The following is a 19,166-nucleotide window of genomic DNA, read 5'->3' on the forward strand; positions in this document are numbered from 1 at the left end:
AAAATAGCCAGTGAACTTCAAATCGTTCGCATAATTCACGCAGGTTTCTGCATCTATAGATGGCGCAGTGCGGCGAAACGATGACGTTGGCTGTTTGACAATTCCGTTATGGACTATCGCGTGAATGTCGACGAACTGGTGCCGAGATCGCCCAGCGTGCGGAACGAAATGTTGAAGCCGACCCCGTGCGATGCTTCCTGTTCGCCAGGATTGCGGGTCTGCATATAGGTCATCGAGTAGGTGAAGCATTCGTCATCATAGGCGAGGCCGGATGATGCGCGGACGAGTGTATCCGAAACGAAATCATAGGTGCCGGAGCCGAATACGCGCCAATTATCGGTCACCTTGGTCGAGCCTGACACCGTGATTTCCTGCCGGTCTTCCGGATAGCCATAGGCCGGTTGCGCATCGATGAAGGCGTATTGCATGGTAATGCTGGCACGCTTCCAGCTCTTCCGCGCTTCCAGCTCGCCGCGGCGCACCTCGAAGCTTTCTTCGTCGAAGCGTCCGCGCGCCGCAAAGGACAGACCCGTCGAGTTCGACAGGCCGATCATGCCGACATAATCCGAACGTGCCGTTTCCAGGCCGGATTCGATGCCGACATTGACGAAATCACTCTCGGCGAAGGAATTCACGCCGCCCAGATGAAAGGATTGGCCTGCCAGGCCATAGACTGCCCAGTCATTGCCGAAATTGCCGGAATAGCGGACGCCGAGATTGGCGCGGTGACCACCTTCGACGCGGTCGTACCCGGAGAATTTGTCACGCTGGAACAGCGACGTCGCATCGAAGACGAAGCTCTGTGCATCTTCGTTGGGAAGCTGGCCGGCATAGCGCTCATTGTTGCGCAGGAAGACTTGGGCCATGGGCTCGATGATATGGGTCGTGCTCGTCGTCGAGAACAGGATGGGCCAGCGCATTTCCAAGCCGGCCGTCGCCATGGCGCGGAAAGCTTCGGAACGAACAACGTCGGCTGTGCCATTCGAATCGAAATCGGTATTGACGCCGATGCCGTCGCCGCGCAGCGCCAGAAGCGGTGTGATGATCAGGCCACCCGGCGCGATGAAGGTGCGCTTCCATTCCGCTTCGCCCGTCAGGCGGCCGCTGCTGCCGTCGAGCCCGGTGATGCGGTTATAGGGTGTCGTCGTAAAGTTGGCATTCTCGCGGTAAATACCCTGCACGTTCATATCGAAGTTCAGTTCGCCGCCATAGACGGGTTCCGGCGCGGTGTAGGAATAGTCGATGCTCGGCAGCACCCAGGGCTGCTTTGAATTAACTTCGGTACTGTTTGGGTTATCGCTTGAAAGGACGCTTTCCTGCACGTTGAATTTGTAGAAATGCAGGTCGAAATAGTTCCGTCCGCTCAAGCCGGTCAGATAAATCTCGGATTTCAGCGTTGACGTACTATAGTCTTGCAGACTGTATGTGCGGCTGAAATTCTTGTCCGATTGGGCAATCACATCCCAGCCGAAAGTCCAGCGCGGGTTGATCTCGAACTTGCCCTTCGAAGCGATCATGCCGCGATCGGTATTCTCCCGGTCGATGGTACGGGCATCGAAATCGCCAGGCTTCATCTGGTGAATGCCGGCTGCACGCAGATTATAGCTGCCGTTCTCCAGCCGGTGACGCCATTCCACTTCGTTCAGGAAGCCCTGCTGGGTATAGGCGGTGTTGGAGAAGGTCACATCGTAATTGGGCGCCAGATTCCAGAAATAGGAATTGCGGATGCCGAAGCCCAACTCGTCCTTGTATCGGAAGCCGGGGAACAGAAAGCCGCTCTTGCGCTTGACCGTCGGATCCGCCATCTCGAAGCTTGGCAGATAGGCAAGCGGCAGACCGAACATCTCGAATCGCCCGCGCTCGAATCGCACGGTTTTCTTGGCGCCGTTCCAGATGATCTTGCGCGCCTTGATCTGCCACAGTACCGGCTTTTCCGGGTTTTCGCGGCAGGGCTCGCAGGCGGTGTAGACACCATTGTTGAAGGTGGTGATTTCACCATTGCTGCGTTCGGCGCTTTCAGCGGCGAACCGGGTGTTGTCCACCGTCTCGACGCGTAGGCCGTTGACGAAGCCGTCGCGGAAATCGTCCGTGATATCCAGATGGTCGGAATAGATGCGGTTGCCGTCGCGTTCGACAATCTCGACATTGCCTTCCGCAGTCATCCTGTTGGTGCGTTGATTATAGACGACCTTGCGGGCGACGAGGTGATTCCCGTCATATTCGATCTGTACGTTACCCTGCGCGGTGACGGTCTGCGCGTCATTGTCATAGACGAGTTCATTCGCCTGCAGCACCATCCTGGCGTTGGGGTCGGTCTGGAACGAACTCGAGAGATCGCTCTGCGTCTGCGCATGCGAGACGGATAAGGTAGGGGCCACAAGGACGCACGCCAACGCTGTCCCGCGCAAGAACCACGCGAGCCGCGCCGGTAACACCGTGCGGGCTTTACTCAATCCCACTAACCATCCTCCTTGTGCAGTAAAAAGGAGACCCCGAAAAACATGGCGATCAAGACGGGGACCCATGCTGCCACAAAGGGTGGCACAAAACCGGCGGTTCCAAACGCCTTGACCAGAACTGTGACGACATAAAGCACGAACCCGGCGATCACGCCACCCAGAATCATCGTTCCGGATTGACCAAATCGCACAAATTTAAGCGACACTGTTGCAGCGATGAGCGTCATCGCCATCAACAGTGCCGGCAATGCCAGCAGGGATTGGAATTGCATGTCGAAAGCATTGGCGGAATAGCCGAAGGATTTGGCGACTTCGATCTTGCGGCGCAACTCGAAAAACGGAATGGTTTGCGGCGCAGCAAGCTTTTCTTCAACGAATTCAGGACGTAGCTGAGTCGCGATGCGCATTGAAGCAATTTTCTGCGGCTCTTCGGCCAGTGCGAATCGCCTCACATCGTTGAGTTGCCAATAACCGTCTTTCAGTTGCGCGGTTTTCGCGTCGAAGCGCTCCTTGATCGTCTTGTCGCTACCGAACACGATGAACGTCGCGTCCACCAGCGTGGCGCCACGGTCGAGAATGCTTTTGGCCCCGATAATCGTCTCGCCCTCATCCGTTTTCTGACGCAGCCAGGGCACGCGCTGCGCCGAAACATCGGTGACCTTGCCGCTCGTCCACGATGCCTGGATTTCCTCCGCCTTGGAGAAACCGTAGGCGGCAAGCGGATTGAGCAGCAGTATCGTGGCAAGACCGAACAGGAATGCGCCAAAACAGGCGGGCAGGAGAAATTGCCAGGCGGAAACACCGACCGAACGCGCCACCACCAACTCGTATTTGCGGTTCAGCGAGATCAGCGTCGACATAGCCGAAAACAGCGCAACGAAGGGAATCATCTCCTGCATGATGAAGGGGATGCGCATCGCCGAAATGCCGAGAGCGCCCAATACCGAATAATCCGGCAACGCCGAGAGTTTGCCGGCGTTCTCGGTGAAATCGAGCAGCAGCGCCAGCGCGAAGATACCCAGGAGAAAATACAGAGTGATCTTCACATAGCGCATGAAGAAATAGCGTCCGAGGGTCCAGCCGATCATCGATCGCCTCCCGTCCGGTTTTGACGCTGCCCCGACAGCCGAGCCGAAAAATCGGCGGCGAAATGGCGGAGCGCCTCGAAGCGGTCCTGCAGCATGTCGGACCATTTGGCAGGCAGGGACAATCGCCGGCCTGTCGCGATCAGGTAGATCGCAATCAGGCTGACCCCGAGTGGAATCGCATACATGAGATAGATGAAATCGGTGCTTTTATCGGCGCGTTCGCCAGCGAAATAACCCGCCCAATAGACGCCGAGCGATAGGGTGATGGCGGAAAAGGAAGCGGAAATGCGTGCTTCACGGTGGGATCGCGAATCACCCGCAACCGCCAGAGAGATCAGGGCGAAGACGAGCGGGTAGAGCCATTCGGTGAAACGCTTGTGCAGTTCCGCCGTGAAGCGCAACGGCTTTCGCTGGTACTGTGGATCGTTGGGATTTGGGTTCAACAGATAGCTGAGCGGCCGGTCCTTGGCATAGATCACCGTCTCGTCGGCCGCCGCGGCGAATTCGCTCAGGTCGAACGCATAGGTGTTGAACTTGATGATCGAGACGTTGCCGGTCTTCACGTCACGGCGCTGCACCTCGCCATTTTGCATCAAGAGCACATCGGTATTGCCTGTGTTGGCGACGAAGCCGTCCACGGCATAATAGATGAGGTCGACATTGGGGTCGCGCGAATCGGCGATGAACAGCCCACCGATTTTTCCGTCGTCTCTGCGCTCGGCGATCTGCACATAGAGATTATCGCCAAGCTGCCGGAACGTGCCCTCCTGAATGACGACGTTGATGAGGTCGGCGCTCGCATTGGCGATCATCGCGCGCATGTTCAGCCGGGCATAGGGATCAACGAAATTCGCGACCAGGAACGAGACAACGGAAACCGCAAGCGCCAGCAGCAGAATCGGGCGCAACACCGCCGAACGCGGGCTGCCCGACGCATTGATGACCACCAGCTCGGAATCCTGGTTCATCGTCGAAAGCGTCTGGGTTATCGCGATGACCAGCGCGAACGGCATGACCAGCGGTATGACCGAAGGCAGGAGCAGCGAACTGAACTGCAGGATCGTCTGGAAGGTCTGGCCGCTCGTGGTCAGGAAGTTGATCCGCTGCAGAACCTGCACCGTCCATGTGATGCCGACCGCCGCCGACAGAACGGCGAAGAACATGAGGGCGACGCGGCGCAGGATGTATAACTCGATCAACCGCATTTAGGAGTTACATCCTGATCCTGTTTTTCTGGTGGCATATCCTGTCCCCACGGAGGACCCAATAGACGGATATGTCCCATTTTGACTGCCTATGCTACCCGTCCTTGGCTAAAAATAGGCGAAGAAACACAGTAAACTGATTACTAAAGCGTGATCGATTGCGCCTAGGCCTTGCCGTTTCGTCAGGTTCGTTTCACATGAAGGAGACAAATTCGCGACTCTCCGTCCAATTCCATGTCTCATTCCGGAGTTATCATGTCCAAACGTCCTTCCATCGGCTTTTCCGAATTCTCCGCCCCTGAAAAGGGTACCGCTATCGTATTGGTCACGCAGGATGGCAAATTTGCCCGGGAAGCCGAAGCCATTGGCGGCGCCTCGCTGATCACCCGCCTGCTCGACATATCCGATTTCAAGGGCAAGCTCGGCAAAACAGTGGAAACGATGGCGCCCGAGGGTGCCGGGGTCGACCGCGTCGTTCTGGTTGGTGTCGGCGATCCGGCGAAGCTTGCCAATGACGACTGGATCAAGGTCGGAGGCGCCGCTTTCTCCAAGATCGGCCATGCGAGCACGGCTTCCGTCACGCTGGCCTTGCCGGACGTGCAGCTTTCGCCTGAAAATGCCGCCGATTTCGCTTTGGGCATGCTGCTGCGCTCATACCGGTTCGACAAATACAAGACCAAGAAGAACAACGATAATGGCGCGGAGCCGAAGGGCGGCGTGAAGATCTCGCTGCAAGTTGACAGTCCCTCTGCCGCCAAAAAGGCTTTCGCCGATGCGGAAGCCGTCGCCGGTGGGGTAAAGCTCGCGCGCGATCTGGTCAACGAACCGGCGAATGTCATGGGGCCGGTTGAGTTCGCCGAAGAGGCGGTCAGGCTCGAAAAGCTTGGCGTCAAGGTCGAGATCCTGACCGAAAAGGAATTGAAGAAGCTCGGCATGGGCGCGCTTCTCGGCGTGGCCCAGGGCTCGGTCCGGCCGCCGCGCGTCGCCATCATGGAGTGGAACGGCGCCAAGCAGAAGGAGAAGCCCGTCGCCTTCATCGGCAAGGGCGTCGTCTTCGATACCGGCGGCATCTCGATCAAGCCGGCAGCGGGCATGGAGGACATGAAGGGCGACATGGGTGGCGCCGCTGCGGTCACCGGCCTCATCCATGCGCTTGCCGCGCGCAAGGCCAAGGTCAACGCCATCGGCATCATCGGGCTTGCCGAGAACATGCCGGATGGCAACGCGCAGCGTCCCGGCGATATCGTCACCTCGATGTCGGGCCAGACGATCGAGGTGCTCAACACCGACGCGGAAGGCCGGCTCGTCCTGGCCGATGCGCTCTGGTACGCCAATGATCGTTTCAAGCCGCGGTTCATGGTCAATCTGGCGACGCTGACCGGTGCGGTCATGGTCGCGCTTGGCCAATATCATGCAGGCCTGTTCTCCAATGACGATGAACTGGCCGGCCAGCTCTTTGCTGCTGGTCAGGCGACGGGCGAAAAGCTCTGGCGGATGCCGCTCGGTACCGAATATGACAAGCTGATCGATTCCAAGACCGCCGACATGAAGAACATCGGCGGACGTAATGCCGGCGCGATTACCGCCGCGCAGTTCCTGAAGCGCTTCGTCGGTGATACGCCATGGGCGCATCTCGATGTCGCGGGAACGGCGATCGGGGCGCCTTCCAATGAATATAGCCAGTCCTGGGCTTCGGGCTTTGGCGTCAGGCTCCTCAACCGTCTCGTCCGCGATCATTTCGAGGGCTGAACGCACGCTTATGGCTGAAATCCTGTTCTACCACCTGACCGAGACGACGCTTGAGCAGGCGTTGCCCGGTCTCGTGGAGCGTTCGCTGTCGCGTGGGTGGCGGGTGGTGATCCAGACCCTCACCGACGAGCGCCGCGATGCGTTGGACAACCATCTGTGGACATGGTCCGACGCTTCGTTTCTGGCGCATGGAACGGACGGGGAGCCTCACCCAGCCGAGCAGCCGATCATTCTAACCACCACGGACGCCAACCCCAACGGTGCGACGGTGCGTTTCGTCGTTGAAGGCGCAGATATCAGCCGGGCAGGGGACTACGAGCGCCTCGTCGTCATGTTCGACGGTCACGACCAGGAGCAGCTTGAGCGCGCACGGGTGCAATGGAAAGCGCTGAAGGGTGATGGTCATCAACTGACCTACTGGCAGCAGACGCCGGACCGCCGGTGGGAGAAGAAGGCGTGATACGGTAGCAGGTATCATACCAGCGTCTGCCCACTGCGTGCCCCTCATCCCCCTGCCGGGACCTTCTCCCCGCGAGCGGGGAGAAGGGACGAAGCGGCAACGTCTATGTCCCCCTCGCCCCGTTTACGGGGAGAGGGTTAAGGGTGAGGGGCAGGCGCGCGGATTTGATCGAAATCGGAACCACTCTCAATCAGCCCGCCATCGCCGTCTCATACTCCGCCGAAAGCGCCATCCACTTCTCCTCGGCGTTGGCGAGTTCCGCCTTCGCCTTGGCGATATCGCGCGTGATTGCTGTGACCCTCGATGCGTCCTGTCCATAAAGTTCAGGATCATCGAGTTGCGCCTGCATCTCTTCAACTTTTTTCGTCAGCTTCTGCACCGTAGCATCGGCTTCATTGATCTTTTTCTGCAAGGGCTTCAGCGCTTCCCGCTTCTGCGCGGCAAGGCGGCGCTGGTCGGCCTTGGAGATTTTCGGCGCCTGATTGGCGGATTTTGCGCCACCTCCGCCGGAGCGGCTGTCGGAGAGCACCAGCGAGCGGTAGTCTTCGAGATCGCCATCATAGGGCTTGACCTCGCCGCCGCGCACCAGCCACAGCCGGTCCATCGTCGCCTCGATCAGATGCCTGTCATGGGCAATCAGGATGACGGCGCCGTTGAAACCGTTGAGCGCGTGGACGAGTTCCTCGCGGCTGTCGATATCGAGATGGTTGGTCGGCTCGTCGAGGATTAAAAGGTTCGGCCCGTGGAAGGTCGCCAGCCCCATCAGGAGCCGCGCCTTTTCGCCGCCGGACAGATCCTTGGCCGGCGTCGCCATCTTTTCGGTGGAAAGTCCCATCCGCGCCACGTGGCTGCGCACCTTCGCCTCCGGCTGGTCGGGCATCAGCTTGCGCACATGCTCGATGGCATTGTCCTCGGGGATGAGATCGTCGAGTTGGTGCTGGGCGAAGAAGGAGACCTTGAGATTTGGCGAGATTGTCAACCCGCCCGTCTCGGGCTTGAGCCTGCCGCCGAGAAGCTTGGCGAGCGTCGACTTGCCGTTGCCGTTCGAGCCGAGCAGCGCGATGCGGTCGTCATTGTCGATGCGTAGGGATAGATCACGCAGGACAGGCTTGCCGGGGGCATAACCGACATCGGCGTTTTCGAGTGCGATGATGGGTGAGGCGGCCTTCTTCTCGGCATCGGGAAAGGTGAAGGGCTGGACGTGCTCGTTGATATGGGCCGAGATGGGCTTCAGCTTCTGCAGGGCCTTCAACCTTGACTGTGCCTGGCGGGCCTTGGAGGCCTTGGCGCGGAAACGCTCGACGAAGGCTTCCATGTGCTCGCGCTGCTTTTCCTGCTTGACGCGCTGCTTCTGCTGCAGCTCGATCATCTCGGAGCGCTGGCGCTCGAACTGGTCGTATCCGCCGCGCCAGAAGGTGAGCTTCCTCTGGTCGAGATGCATGATCGAATTGACGGCGGAGTTGAGCAGGTCGCGATCATGGCTGATGAGGATGACGGTGTGGGGATAGCGACGCACGTAATCCTCGAGCCAGAGCGTGCCTTCCAGATCGAGATAGTTGGTCGGCTCGTCGAGCAGCAGCAGGTCCGGCTCGGAAAAGAGCACGGCGGCAAGCGCCACGCGCATCCGCCAGCCGCCCGAAAAGGACGAGGCGGGGCGGCGCTGCGCTTCGGCATCGAACCCGAGGCCGGAAAGGATCGCGCCGGCGCGCGCTTCCGCCGAATGCGCGTCGATATCGGCAAGGCGCATGTGGATATCGGCGATGCGGTGCGGATCGGTGGCGGTCTCGGCTTCGGCAAGCAGCGCGGTGCGCTCCTTGTCGGCGCTCAGCACGATCTCGATCAGCGCATCTTCCGTTCCGGGCGCTTCCTGCGCCACCTGGCCGATGCGCGTATTCTTGGGCATCGAGAAATCGCCGGTCTCCGGCGCAAGCTCGCCGGTGATGACACGGAAGAGGGTGGATTTGCCGGTGCCATTGCGCCCGACGAATCCGGTCTTCGACCCCGATGGCAGCGTCACGCTGGCGTGGTCGATCAAAAGGCGTCCGGCTATACGCACGGAAATGTCGTTCAATATAAGCATGACCGCGCTTTTGCACGGGAAGCGCCGGTTTCGCAAGATGCCGATAACAGCTTCTTGGAAAACCCGATCAAAAGATTGCGTTCTACTGGGGTAGCAAGGCCAAAACCAAAGCTTCAGGCGAAAATGCGCCCCGTCTCCGTCCTCTGAAACCGGCTGAGATCGAGGGAAGGTGCTTCATGCCCAAGCGCGGTCAGCATGGCATGCACCTGCCCACGGTGATGAGTCTGATGATTGAAGACATGCGAAAGCGCCGGCGCCAGCCTCTGGCTGACGGTACGCACATCGGTGACTGTAATGTAGGTGAAGCGTCCGGCGATGGCCTTGCCGTCCAATCCGTCCACGAAGGCGATGATGCGGCGGTCCTCTGCCTCGCGCGCGGCGCGTAACGCAGCCGGATGCTCGAAAAGAATGGTGTCGAGGGTTTTCGGATGGTCACCTTCGCCGGTGAAGCGCTTCATCCAGACCCGGTCGGCTACCATGATATGGTTCAGCGTCCCATGAATAGATCCAAAGAACGCAGCCATGTCGCGGCGATATTCTTCATCGGACAGTTTCGCCGCAGCATCGTAGACGAGGCCGTTCGCCCAGCTGTTATAGGCGGCAAACATCTGGAAATTCTGCTTCATGATAGTCGATCTCCCAAGACCTAGCGCCCTCCAGGAGGCAGGCTTGAGGAGACATACATCATAAACCTGTCTGTTTCGATATGGGATGGTCATTAAGTGCTGACCCGCGCCTGTCTTCGTGCCGCCTCTTGGCAAGGCGGCGGTGCGCGGCTATAGAGCCGTCACTTTCCCTCAATCAGCAAGACAAGGTTTCCGATATGGCGAGTGAACGCACTTTTTCAATGATCAAGCCGGATGCGACCAAGCGCAATCTGACGGGCGCGATTACCCAGAAGCTCGAAGAGGCAGGCCTGCGCGTCGTTGCTTCCAAGCGCGTCTGGATGAGTCGACGCGAGGCCGAAGGCTTCTATGCCGTCCACAAGGAACGCCCGTTCTTCGGCGAACTGGTCGAATCCATGACGTCGGGCCCGACGATCGTGCAGGTCCTGGAAGGCGAAAACGCCATCGCCAAGAACCGCGAAATCATGGGCGCGACCAACCCTGCCGATGCTGCCGAAGGCACGATCCGCAAGAGCTTCGCGCTTTCCATCGGTGAGAATTCCGTCCACGGCTCGGACGCACCGGAAACCGCGGCCCAGGAAATCGTCTATTGGTTCGCCGGCACTGAAATCGTCGGCTGATTTTCCCGATACCGCCGGAAACTTCCAGGCTCGTCGGTTCAGGCGGGCTTGGCGCAGTTCATAAAAAATATTTCTATACGGTTGCGGGCAACATGAGCGCGCAACCATGGAAGCGTATCGATTGCGGGCATGAGGAGAACTGTGAAGCGGTTTTCCGCCCGCCTTTGTCCGGGATACGCTTCGGATCGTATTTCAATGCTACAGCCGATGCCGTTTTGAGGCCATTTTTTCGCCCGCATCAAGAACTAGCTTGTGCAAGCTGATTTCCAATCAGAATCATAATCTGGGAGTTCTGAAAATGAAGATTGTTGCCGTCATGGTCTCATTGTTTTTGATAGGAATCGCCACAGAAACATCATTTGCTGGCTCTGGTGGAAACGGCGGTGCTGGCGGGCAGGGTGGATCTGGCGGTCGTGACGGGCAGTCCGGAATGCCAGGATGCGATGGAGGGACAAACCCATCTCCTGATGGCAAATTCTATATTCCGGGGACCAGACAGGAATGCAATCCCAGTAGCGAAGATAGAAAAAAACTAGATATTCAGTCGACACCCAAGACGAAGTAATTGGCCTGTCGCCGGTCTGTTGGGCAATAGCTTACTGGAGTAAGGCAAAAGGGTTGGAGCGGTTTGCCGATTTCATCGAAATCAGGAACCGCTCTATCGGGTTTTGTCTTTTCACGCATCCTGCGCGAGGCGCAGGATTTCCTTGCCGTTTGCGTCAAGCAGGATCAGCTTGTCCATTTCGATCTTGTATGCATGGGTCTTGCCCAATGCGTCGAAGAACTTGCTTTCCTGGTTCATCAGCGCCGGCGGGCACTGCATGTAGGTCGAACCAATTTCGGCGAAGGAAAGTGAACCAGCGGAAAAGGATGCTTTGGTGAAATAACGGTTGCAGCCGCTCGAACCGCTCACCTCGCCATCGTCACCGATGGTCAGTGTCGTCTGGGCATTGTCGACGACACCATTGCCGTAGATATCTTCCACAAGCCATGACGAACCTTCGATCGGGCTGTCCTGGGCCGTATCGGCATTCTTCCGCACCACGACGACATTGATGCTGACCGGCTGCTGTATTTTCTGTGGATCGATACGGTATTGCTGATCGTTGACGAACCAGAGCGTATCGCCGGCGGCGATACGGGCCTGCAGCACATAGGTGTGGCCGGGGATGATATTCTCGCTGTCGAAATCCAGAGAAAAGGGGATAGGCCCGTTGCCGATGGGCGAAACCCGCGTTTCGGCCAGGATTTTTGCTCCTGTGTCGGCGAGGGAAACATCGGCAAGCTGCACATGCAAATCGGCTTCGGGCGGCAACGCGACCTTCACACGGTAGACGACATCGCCATGGATGGTCTTTTCCGCCGCCACTCCGGCAGTGGGCAGCGACGCTGTGAAGAACAGGGCGGAGCCGGCGAGTACGGCAACGCCCGCTACCGCCGCTCCCATGATTGAAATCCATCCCGTCGGGATGCGCCGCATGATCTTTTCCCGATATTATTGTTGATCTTTGAATGACGTAGAATCAGCCGCCGTACGCCGCGATTCTCCACCCCCCATGGAATGGTGAATGTTCATGTGGAAATTGTGACATTGCAAGCTTTTGGTCATTACTTGCCGGTGTTTCCGATGATTTTTATCGCGTCCAGCGCGTTTTCGCCTCGTCATCGCTGATTTTCGCTTCGATCCACCCGCCTTTTCCGCCATCGCGACGATGTTCCTTCTTCCAGAACGGCGCGCTGGTCTTCAGAAAATCCATCAGAAAAGAGGCTGCCTCGAATGCGGCCTGGCGATGCGCCGAGGCGGTCGCAACGAGAACGATATTTTCACCGGGCAGGATTTTCCCGTGACGGTGAATGACACGCAGCCCGGAAAGCGGCCAGCGTTGCAATGCCTCCGCTGCGATCTGGCCGATCTCGGCTTCCGCCATACCCGGATAATGCTCGAGCTCCAGCGCGGCAAGCATCGTACCTTCGTCTCGGCAAAGTCCGCTGAAGGTCACCACCGCGCCGATATCGGTTCGCCCCGCCGTCAACGCCGCGATCTCGCGCGCGATGTCAAAATCCTCGCGCTGGACGCTGATATGTGGGACGACAGAAGCATTCATCTCAGCCTCCGGTCATCGGCGGGAAAAGCGCGATCTCGCGCGCGCCGGCGATAATCTCGCCATGGTCGACATGCTCTTGATCGATGGCGACGCGGATGACATCAGAATATTCGAGCGCCGCCTCATATTCCTCTCCGCGCGTTTTCAGATGGCGGAGAAGTTCACCCACCGTGCGGACATCGGCGGGAAGCTCGATTTCCTCTTCCGGCTTACCGATGCGCTCGCGCACCCATGCGAAATAGACGAGTTTGGTTGTCATAGCCTCAATCAATCACGTGTTTCAGCCCGGCGCGGAAATAATCCCATCCAGTATAGAGCGTGACGAGCGCCGATATCCAGAGAAGCGTGATGCCGATTTCGGTAGTATGGGGAAGAAACTTGTCGCCTGCATGGCCGGCAAGCAGAAAACCGACTGCAACCATCTGCATGGTGGTTTTCCATTTTGCCAGCGTGCTGACCGGCACGCTGACTTTCAACTCGGCCAGATATTCGCGCAGGCCCGACACCAGGATTTCACGGCACAGAATGATGATCGCGGCCCACAGCGTCCATCCGGCGATCGTGCGATCGGCGGCCAGCAGCAGGAGACACGCCGAGACAAGCAACTTGTCGGCGATGGGGTCCAGCATTCGGCCGATGGTGGAGGTCTGCTTCCAGATCCGGGCCAGATAGCCGTCGAAGAAATCCGTAATGCTGGCGATGACGAAAATGGTGAGCGCGGTCCACCGTGCGGTATCGCTGGATTTCAGGCTTCCCTCGACAAAAAAGCACAGAACCACCAGCGGAACCGCAAGAATGCGCCCATAGGTGAGGATATTCGGTAGGGATAGGGCGTTTTTCCGCATTTCGGCAGATCTCCCGCCACGGGATTCGAGCGAAATCGCGCGGCATTCGTGAATGTTGGGGACACATCAACAGTGATGTGAACAAAAAATCAACAGCTAGCTCCGACGCGAGAAGCCAAATGTAGGGCAATCCATGTTTTAATAGGATCGCTTGGCGCCCCCGTGGTTCGAGGCTTCGCTTCGCTCGCACCTCGCCATGAGGGCTCTTGGAACGCTGGTGGTCCCTTCACCCTCATCCTGAGGTGCGAGCGGAGCGAGCCTCGAAGGACGAGGGTGAAGGTGTGTGGAAACATTCGCTTCACCTCAGCTTTCCTCATGAAAATGGTCGCGTATGGCGCGGGCCATGGCTTCCGAAATCCCTTCCACCTGCATCAAATCCTTGACCGCGGCGCGGGAAATCGCCTTGGCGGTACCGAACTGATGCAAAAGCGCGCGCTTGCGCGCCGGCCCGATACCGGCGATCTCATCGAGCGGGTTCTTGATCATTTCCTTCTTGCGCCGTGCGCGGTGCGTGCCGATGGCGAAACGGTGTGCCTCATCGCGAAGCCTCTGGATGAAATAGAGGACGGGATCGCGCGGTGGCAGGGTGAAGGATGGCTTGCCCTCGACGAAGAAGCGTTCTCGCCCTGCATCGCGATCGATGCCCTTGGCGATGCCGATGGAGGTGACCAGCTTGTCAATGCCCAGTTCCGCCAGGATGCCGCGCACCGCACCCACCTGACCCTGGCCGCCATCGATCAAGATGAGATCTGGCCAGGCCGGAAAGCCTTCGCCCGATATATCCCCGTCTGTTACATCGATATCTTCGGCGCTGTCCGCATCGGCTGCCTTCTGTTCTGCAGGCATGCCGTGCTCCTTGACCAGCCGGGCGAAGCGCCGTTCGATCACTTCGCGCATCATGCCGAAATCGTCTCCCGGCGTGATGTCCTCAGAGCGGATATTGAATTTCCGGTACTGGTTTTTGACGAAGCCTTCCGGTCCGGCGACAATCATGCCGCCAACGGCATTGGTGCCCATGATGTGGGAATTGTCGTAGACCTCGATGCGGCGCGGCACCCGCGCCAGGCCGAAGGTTTCGGCAAGTCCCTTGAGCAGCCGTGTCTGCGACGAGGTTTCGGCGAGCCGGCGGCCAAGCGATTCCCGTGCATTTGTGAGCGCATGATCGACCAGGAACTTCTTCTCGCCGCGCTGCGGTACATTGACTTGGACCCGGTGGCCCGCCCGCGTCGAAAGCGCCTCGGCCAGAAGCTCCTGATCCTCCACCTTTTCCGAAAGCAGGACGAATTTGGGGCAGGGCTTGTCGTCATAGAATTGCGAAAGGAACGCGCCCAGCACTTCCGCGCCGGACAGCGATGCGTCGGCCTTGGGGAAATAGGCGCGGTTGCCCCAGTTCTGGCCGGTCCGGAAGAAGAACACCTGAATGCAGGTCAGGCCGCCTTCCAGATGGATGGCGAAGACGTCGGCTTCCTCCACCGTCTGGGGGTTGATACCCTGATGGGTCTGCACATGCGACAAAGCGGAGAGACGGTCGCGGTAGACGGCGGCGCGTTCGAAATCGAGATGTTCGGACGCTTCGCTCATCGCCGTTGAGAGATGCGCCTTCACCGCCTGGCTCTTGCCCGACAGGAAGGCCTTCGCCTCGCCGACCAGTTCGGCATAGTCTTCGTCGCCGATCTCCCGCGTGCATGGCCCGGAGCAACGCTTGATCTGGTAGAGAAGACAGGGGCGGGTGCGCACTTCGAACACCGAATCGGTGCAGGTGCGAAGGAGAAAGGCGCGCTGCAGCGCATTGATCGTGCGATCCACCGCGCCGGCGGAGGCGAACGGGCCGAAATAATCGCCCTTGCGCGAGCGTGCGCCGCGATGCTTGAAGATGCCCGGCGCGCGATGGTCGCCCGTCATCAGGATATAGGGAAACGATTTGTCGTCGCGCATCAGCACGTTGAAACGCGGCCGCAGGCGTTTGATGAGGTTTGCCTCGAGCAGCAGCGCTTCGGTTTCCGTACGGGTGACGACGAATTCCATCGTCGTCGTTTCGCGGATCATCCGCGCGATGCGGTTGGTATGCCCGCCAAGCCGCGCATAGTTCGAAACGCGCTTCTTCAGGCTGCGCGCCTTGCCGACATAGAGCACGTCGCCCGCCTGGTTGAACATGCGATAGACGCCCGGGCGGTTGGGCAGCCGCTTGACAAAGGCGTTGATGATATCCGCGCCGCTCAAGCCTGCGATCGCCGCATCCTGTTCTTCGAGCGCTGAATCCCAATTGATGGCATCGGTGAGGGCGGACCCGCGCGTCTTGACGATTTCCTCCACGTCGAGCGCCTCGCCCCCGGTTTCGGTTTCTGTCTCGTCAATGAGGAAACCGGCGATATCGTGCTCGCTGCCGCTGGCAGGCGAATGATCGCTGGGGAGACCGGGTTTCTCCCCGGAGGATTCGGGTTTCTTCGAGTCGTTCATTCGGAAATTCCCAGGATATCCGGTGTCTGCCACGCCAGATGCTGGCCGCCGTCAAGCGCGAGCATCTGGCCGGTTACGGATTTCATCTCCCAAAGATAGCGAATCGTAAGGCCGAATTCGGACAGGGCAGGCGCTTTCTTCAGGAGGGTCGCATCGATCTGCCGCTGGAAATCCCGGTGGTCCTGCCGTTCGCTCGGCAGCGTCGGGCCAGGGCCGATGGCGTTCACACGGATGCGGGGAGCGAGAGCCTGCGCCAAGGTGCGGGTCGCGCTCCATAGCGCGGATTTCGAAAGCGTATAGGAGAAGAAGAGCGGATTGGTCTTCCAGACGCGCTGGTCGATCAGATTGACGATCAATCCGTCTTCGCCTTCCGGCAGGGCGTCCGCCATGCTCTCGGCGAGGAACACCGGCGCTTTGAGATGAAGGGCGAAGTGCTTTTCCCATTTATCGTCGGCAAGGGTGCCGACGCGGTCGTCGAGAAAAACGGAGGCATTGTTGACCAGAAGCCGGACAGGGCCGAGCTTCGCCTGTACCTGGCCGATCAGGCCACGCACGGCATCCGTATCGCAGAGATCGGCCTGGACCACCGCCGCCCGGCCGCCATCCGCCTTGATCGCCGCGGCAAGCTTTTCGCCTTCGCTCACGGAGCCGTTGCAGTGGATCGCCACCGCAAAGCCGTGCGCCGCCAAATCCTCGACGATTGCCTTGCCGATGCGTTTGGCCCCGCCGGTGACCAGGGCCACGGCTGGCGCAACAAAAGCGGCAGGTATTTCGGAATTCACGGTAAACGATTCCTTTCTGAGCCTTGACGTCCCACGTGATGCCATCGCGCGAAGCAAAATGCAGCCGATTTTCGATTGAAAAGACGGCCAAAGCCCGGGATTACTGACAAAATGGCGTCCCCGTCTCCCGCCGGAGCGTTGATCCTAGGGATTAATCCGCCGCCAGTTCCTTCATATAGGTGCCTGTCTGGCATGTTGCCATATTGCAACATCGCAATTCCGCCATGTTGTCGACAGGTTCTTTCCACGGAAGCGGACATGTCGCGCCGCATTTGGGCACGATGTTCCGCCTCGTAAACAGCGCGTTTTCTGCGAGGCCACATCCTCTCTCCCAAGTCTGGAAAGCGCGCCCGATTGTGAAAAAGAATAAAAGGAGAATGCGCATGCGCACTCTAAAGACACTCTTCCTCGCTACGGCTGCGCTGCTGCCGCTTTCCGTTTCCGCAATGGCTGCTGACGCGATCGTCGAACAGCCGCCGCAACCAGCCGCTCCAATCATGGCCGCTCCCCAGAACACCTGGGCCGGCGGCTACACCGGTCTTTATCTCGGCTATGGTTGGGGCAAGTTCGGCACCGACGCCGTAGGCGAAATCAAGGACAACGCTCCCAAGCTTGGCGGCTATGCCGGCTGGAACTTCCAGCAGGACAACATCGTCTACGGTATCGAAGGCGACGCAGGCTACTCCTGGCTGAAGGAAAGTTCCGGTGGCATCGAAGCCAAGCAGGGTTTCGACGGTTCGCTGCGCGCTCGTGTCGGCTATGCCATGGATCCGGCCCTCCTCTACGTCACGGGTGGTGTTGCCGGCTCGCAGATCAAGCTTGACGATGGTCTCGATGATGAAAGCAAGTTCCGCGCTGGCTGGACTGCCGGTGTCGGTGCTGAAGCCTTCATCACGCAGAACATCATCGGCCGCGTCGAATATCGCTACGCCGATTTCGGCGACAAGGACTACGATCTAGGCGGCGGCACCGTTAGCTCGGATCTGAAGACCCACGACATCCGCGTTGGTGTTGGTTACAAGTTCTGATCCATCACGGATCGAACACGGAAAAGCCGGGCAGTTTGCCCGGCTTTTTTGTTGCTTGCGTGTCCCGAGGGGCGCGCTTGCTCTATTTCGGCAGCAGCGCCGCCAGTTCCGGATGCAGTTCGCCGAATCGCTTGAACCAGCGCTTCAGCTTCGGTCGGCCCTTTTCCCATTGTCCCTCGAAACGCAGATTGAGATATCCGAGTGTCGCCGCAAGCGCGATATGGCCGGCGTGCAGTTTGGCGCCGACGCGCGGCGGGGCGGCGTTGAGGAGATCAAGCGCCCGCACGGCCTTGCGCCATTGCATATCGAGCCAGGGCTGATGGATCTTCTCTGCCGGATGAAAACGGCGCTCATAGACATGCGCGAGCAGGGCGTCGCACAGGCCGTCGGCCAGTGCTTCCAGCCTTTCGGCATCGAGCCGCTTTTCGGCATTGCGCGGGAAAAGCTTGTTGCCGGAAATGCGGTTCAGATATTGCGTGATGACGCGGCTGTCGAAGACGGTCTTGCCGTCGTCGGTGATCAATGTCGGTATTTTCCCCAGCGGATTGGAGGAGATGAGGATTTCCGGTTCGTCATTGGTATTGACGACCACCGCCTCGGCGGGGACGCCGGCATAATGCGCCGCCATCAGGACCTTGGCGCTGTAGGGCGAGGCGGAAGCGTAAAGTATTTTTGTCATGGAACTGGAAACTCCTGGGATTTATCTCGATGTAGCGACGTTATTTTCCCGCACCGGCAGCGCAAGCCAGGCGGGCTTCTGTTAACGCACCGGCGGCATGGTGGCCGAGCGTCTGCGGCAGGCATCCGCATCCACTTCTCCGCAATTGCGGAATTGTAGGTCCTTCGTCATGCATATCCGCACGTCCTGCAAATATCCTCCCTCGCAGGTGACCGCGATGCCACCTGCCGGAAGGCCCGGATTGGCCGTGACAAAGGCTTTCTCGACCAGGACCGGATCGATATCGCGGCTGACCTGGACATTGCGGAAGCTCGCCGGAATCGAGACGGTTTCATAGGCGCGCCGCAGCGTTGAGAAATAATCCGATTGCGAAAGCCCGGTGCAGCTTCCATGCCTGCGCCATTCATGAATGATCAGTCCCGTCGAAGGCATGATGTCACGAACGCTCGAAATCATCTGGCGCGGCACATAGCGGTCATCGATTGCGCAATCCTGCGGGTAACCCTTCTCATATTGCGGCCATAGGCCATGAACGATGAAGGAATAGGGCCGGCCGGAAGAGCATTGCTGCCGATCGGCGCGCGAACCTTCCGAGGCGCAATAGCTGGGCGACCAGGAAAGCGAAAGCACGTAGAAATCAAAATCCCGTCCGTCCTTTGGCTTCGATTCATTATTTGCGAGGGAGGAGTTCGCCCCGCTGTCCTGAAGCGAAGAATTCCCACCATCGGCTCCGGGGAGGGAACGCGGCCCGTCATTGTTGAGGAGAGAATAAAGAAACCATGCAATGGCAGCCAGAACCGCCAGCGTCAAAAAGCTTCTTCCCTGCATCCGCCCCCCTGAATGCTGCCCTTAGAGCATGATCCCGAAAAGTTGCAGACTTCCAGGTAAGATCATGCGGCTAAAACAAACACTGAGAGCAGGATGCCGGATTCGATTTAATTGCATCCTGCTCTCAATGCCGCCCTGCATGCCATATATCCGGC

At 58.9% G+C, this 19,166-nt stretch carries 18 protein-coding genes; 5 read left to right on the top strand and 13 right to left on the bottom strand.

All coding sequences use genetic code 11. From position 1 onward, the window contains the following. Positions 1 to 113: 113 nt before the first annotated feature. From C5748_RS01890 to lptF, 3 genes are read right to left on the bottom strand one after another with little or no spacing between them, the layout of a single operon-like run. Positions 114 to 2,459, bottom strand: a complete 2,346-nt coding sequence (locus C5748_RS01890) for an LPS-assembly protein LptD (protein ID WP_199194675.1) — start codon at positions 2,457 to 2,459, stop codon at positions 114 to 116. Then, positions 2,459 to 3,547, bottom strand: coding sequence for an LPS export ABC transporter permease LptG (lptG, locus tag C5748_RS01895; RefSeq protein WP_105740207.1), 1,089 nt, complete (start codon positions 3,545 to 3,547; stop codon positions 2,459 to 2,461). The genes C5748_RS01890 and lptG overlap by 1 nt, the downstream gene beginning before the upstream one ends. Then, positions 3,544 to 4,752, bottom strand: a complete 1,209-nt coding sequence (gene lptF / locus C5748_RS01900) for an LPS export ABC transporter permease LptF (protein WP_105740208.1) — start codon at positions 4,750 to 4,752, stop codon at positions 3,544 to 3,546. The genes lptG and lptF overlap by 4 nt, the downstream gene beginning before the upstream one ends. Positions 4,753 to 5,007: 255 nt before the next feature. Here lptF and C5748_RS01905 point away from each other — a divergent pair, with 255 nt between their 5' ends. Next, positions 5,008 to 6,501, top strand: a complete 1,494-nt coding sequence (locus C5748_RS01905) for a leucyl aminopeptidase (RefSeq protein WP_105740209.1) — start codon at positions 5,008 to 5,010, stop codon at positions 6,499 to 6,501. A 10-nt stretch (positions 6,502 to 6,511) separates the two neighbouring features. After that, a complete protein-coding gene (locus tag C5748_RS01910; protein ID WP_105740210.1) occupies positions 6,512 to 6,961 on the top strand; it encodes a DNA polymerase III subunit chi in 450 nt (149 codons plus the stop codon). A 190-nt stretch (positions 6,962 to 7,151) separates the two neighbouring features. Here C5748_RS01910 and C5748_RS01915 read toward each other — a convergent pair whose 3' ends face one another. Together C5748_RS01915 and C5748_RS01920 are read right to left on the bottom strand one after the other, a co-directional pair. After that, positions 7,152 to 9,041, bottom strand: a complete 1,890-nt coding sequence (locus tag C5748_RS01915) for an ABC-F family ATP-binding cassette domain-containing protein (RefSeq protein WP_105740211.1) — start codon at positions 9,039 to 9,041, stop codon at positions 7,152 to 7,154. Positions 9,042 to 9,154: 113 nt separating this feature from the next. Next, positions 9,155 to 9,667 carry a DinB family protein gene (locus tag C5748_RS01920; protein ID WP_105740212.1) on the bottom strand — a complete coding sequence of 171 codons (513 nt, stop codon included), beginning with the start codon at positions 9,665 to 9,667 and terminating at the stop codon, positions 9,155 to 9,157. 197 nt (positions 9,668 to 9,864) lie between these two features. On the opposite strand from C5748_RS01920, the gene ndk reads away from it, so the two are divergent. After that, on the top strand, positions 9,865 to 10,287 hold the full coding sequence (gene ndk / locus C5748_RS01925; protein WP_105740213.1) for a nucleoside-diphosphate kinase: 423 nt from the start codon (positions 9,865 to 9,867) through the stop codon (positions 10,285 to 10,287). Positions 10,288 to 10,585: 298 nt separating this feature from the next. Continuing rightward, the gene (locus C5748_RS27730; protein WP_146119458.1) at positions 10,586 to 10,852 is read left to right on the top strand and encodes a hypothetical protein; all 267 of its coding nucleotides are present in this window, start codon (positions 10,586 to 10,588) and stop codon (positions 10,850 to 10,852) included. A 111-nt stretch (positions 10,853 to 10,963) separates the two neighbouring features. Here the strand turns inward: C5748_RS27730 and C5748_RS01930 are convergent, their stop codons facing one another. The 6 genes from C5748_RS01930 to C5748_RS01955 form a co-directional block, all read right to left on the bottom strand. Continuing rightward, positions 10,964 to 11,767, bottom strand: coding sequence for an META domain-containing protein (locus tag C5748_RS01930; RefSeq protein WP_105740214.1), 804 nt, complete (start codon positions 11,765 to 11,767; stop codon positions 10,964 to 10,966). 154 nt (positions 11,768 to 11,921) lie between these two features. Continuing rightward, positions 11,922 to 12,392: a molybdenum cofactor biosynthesis protein MoaE gene (locus C5748_RS01935; RefSeq protein ID WP_105740215.1), complete on the bottom strand. Its 471-nt coding sequence runs from the start codon at positions 12,390 to 12,392 to the stop codon at positions 11,922 to 11,924. A gap of 1 nt (position 12,393) precedes the next feature. Next, positions 12,394 to 12,651, bottom strand: a complete 258-nt coding sequence (gene moaD, locus C5748_RS01940; RefSeq protein ID WP_105740216.1) for a molybdopterin converting factor subunit 1 — start codon at positions 12,649 to 12,651, stop codon at positions 12,394 to 12,396. Positions 12,652 to 12,655: 4 nt separating this feature from the next. Continuing rightward, positions 12,656 to 13,237, bottom strand: a complete 582-nt coding sequence (gene pgsA / locus C5748_RS01945; protein ID WP_105740217.1) for a CDP-diacylglycerol--glycerol-3-phosphate 3-phosphatidyltransferase — start codon at positions 13,235 to 13,237, stop codon at positions 12,656 to 12,658. Between the two features lie 303 nt (positions 13,238 to 13,540). Beyond that, positions 13,541 to 15,391, bottom strand: coding sequence for an excinuclease ABC subunit UvrC (gene uvrC / locus C5748_RS01950; protein WP_425350191.1), 1,851 nt, complete (start codon positions 15,389 to 15,391; stop codon positions 13,541 to 13,543). A 299-nt stretch (positions 15,392 to 15,690) separates the two neighbouring features. After that, positions 15,691 to 16,521, bottom strand: a complete 831-nt coding sequence (locus C5748_RS01955; RefSeq protein ID WP_105740219.1) for an SDR family oxidoreductase — start codon at positions 16,519 to 16,521, stop codon at positions 15,691 to 15,693. A gap of 338 nt (positions 16,522 to 16,859) precedes the next feature. Here C5748_RS01955 and C5748_RS01965 point away from each other — a divergent pair, with 338 nt between their 5' ends. Next, complete coding sequence (locus tag C5748_RS01965) at positions 16,860 to 17,504, top strand: outer membrane protein (protein ID WP_105740221.1); 645 nt, start codon at positions 16,860 to 16,862, stop codon at positions 17,502 to 17,504. Between the two features lie 82 nt (positions 17,505 to 17,586). Here the strand turns inward: C5748_RS01965 and C5748_RS01970 are convergent, their stop codons facing one another. Continuing rightward, positions 17,587 to 18,183 (bottom strand): glutathione S-transferase family protein, encoded by a 597-nt coding sequence (locus C5748_RS01970; RefSeq protein WP_105740222.1) that lies wholly within the window; start codon positions 18,181 to 18,183, stop codon positions 17,587 to 17,589. Between the two features lie 81 nt (positions 18,184 to 18,264). Beyond that, on the bottom strand, positions 18,265 to 19,011 hold the full coding sequence (locus C5748_RS01975; protein ID WP_105740223.1) for a ribonuclease T2 family protein: 747 nt from the start codon (positions 19,009 to 19,011) through the stop codon (positions 18,265 to 18,267). Between the last annotated feature and the right edge of the window lie 155 nt (positions 19,012 to 19,166).

The sequence above is a fragment of the Phyllobacterium phragmitis genome (assembly GCF_002980495.1).
Lineage (GTDB): Bacteria > Pseudomonadota > Alphaproteobacteria > Rhizobiales > Rhizobiaceae > Paramesorhizobium > Paramesorhizobium phragmitis.

Excerpts from the sequence above, each read along its gene's own strand:
- C5748_RS01905 (WP_105740209.1), top strand. The coding sequence starts at position 5,008 with ATGTCCAAACGTCCTTCCATCGGCTTTTCCGAATTCTCCGCCCCTGAA.
- lptG (WP_105740207.1), bottom strand. The coding sequence starts at position 3,547 with ATGATCGGCTGGACCCTCGGACGCTATTTCTTCATGCGCTATGTGAAG.
- C5748_RS01975 (WP_105740223.1), bottom strand. The coding sequence starts at position 19,011 with ATGCAGGGAAGAAGCTTTTTGACGCTGGCGGTTCTGGCTGCCATTGCA.
- pgsA (WP_105740217.1), bottom strand. The coding sequence starts at position 13,237 with ATGCGGAAAAACGCCCTATCCCTACCGAATATCCTCACCTATGGGCGC.
- moaD (WP_105740216.1), bottom strand. The coding sequence starts at position 12,651 with ATGACAACCAAACTCGTCTATTTCGCATGGGTGCGCGAGCGCATCGGT.
- C5748_RS01930 (WP_105740214.1), bottom strand. The coding sequence starts at position 11,767 with ATGCGGCGCATCCCGACGGGATGGATTTCAATCATGGGAGCGGCGGTA.
- C5748_RS01935 (WP_105740215.1), bottom strand. The coding sequence starts at position 12,392 with ATGAATGCTTCTGTCGTCCCACATATCAGCGTCCAGCGCGAGGATTTT.
- C5748_RS27730 (WP_146119458.1), top strand. The coding sequence starts at position 10,586 with ATGAAGATTGTTGCCGTCATGGTCTCATTGTTTTTGATAGGAATCGCC.
- C5748_RS01965 (WP_105740221.1), top strand. The coding sequence starts at position 16,860 with ATGCGCACTCTAAAGACACTCTTCCTCGCTACGGCTGCGCTGCTGCCG.
- C5748_RS01915 (WP_105740211.1), bottom strand. The coding sequence starts at position 9,041 with ATGCTTATATTGAACGACATTTCCGTGCGTATAGCCGGACGCCTTTTG.
- uvrC (WP_425350191.1), bottom strand. The coding sequence starts at position 15,391 with ATGTTCAACCAGGCGGGCGACGTGCTCTATGTCGGCAAGGCGCGCAGC.
- C5748_RS01955 (WP_105740219.1), bottom strand. The coding sequence starts at position 16,521 with ATGGCATCACGTGGGACGTCAAGGCTCAGAAAGGAATCGTTTACCGTG.
- C5748_RS01920 (WP_105740212.1), bottom strand. The coding sequence starts at position 9,667 with ATGAAGCAGAATTTCCAGATGTTTGCCGCCTATAACAGCTGGGCGAAC.
- ndk (WP_105740213.1), top strand. The coding sequence starts at position 9,865 with ATGGCGAGTGAACGCACTTTTTCAATGATCAAGCCGGATGCGACCAAG.
- lptF (WP_105740208.1), bottom strand. The coding sequence starts at position 4,752 with ATGCGGTTGATCGAGTTATACATCCTGCGCCGCGTCGCCCTCATGTTC.
- C5748_RS01910 (WP_105740210.1), top strand. The coding sequence starts at position 6,512 with ATGGCTGAAATCCTGTTCTACCACCTGACCGAGACGACGCTTGAGCAG.
- C5748_RS01970 (WP_105740222.1), bottom strand. The coding sequence starts at position 18,183 with ATGACAAAAATACTTTACGCTTCCGCCTCGCCCTACAGCGCCAAGGTC.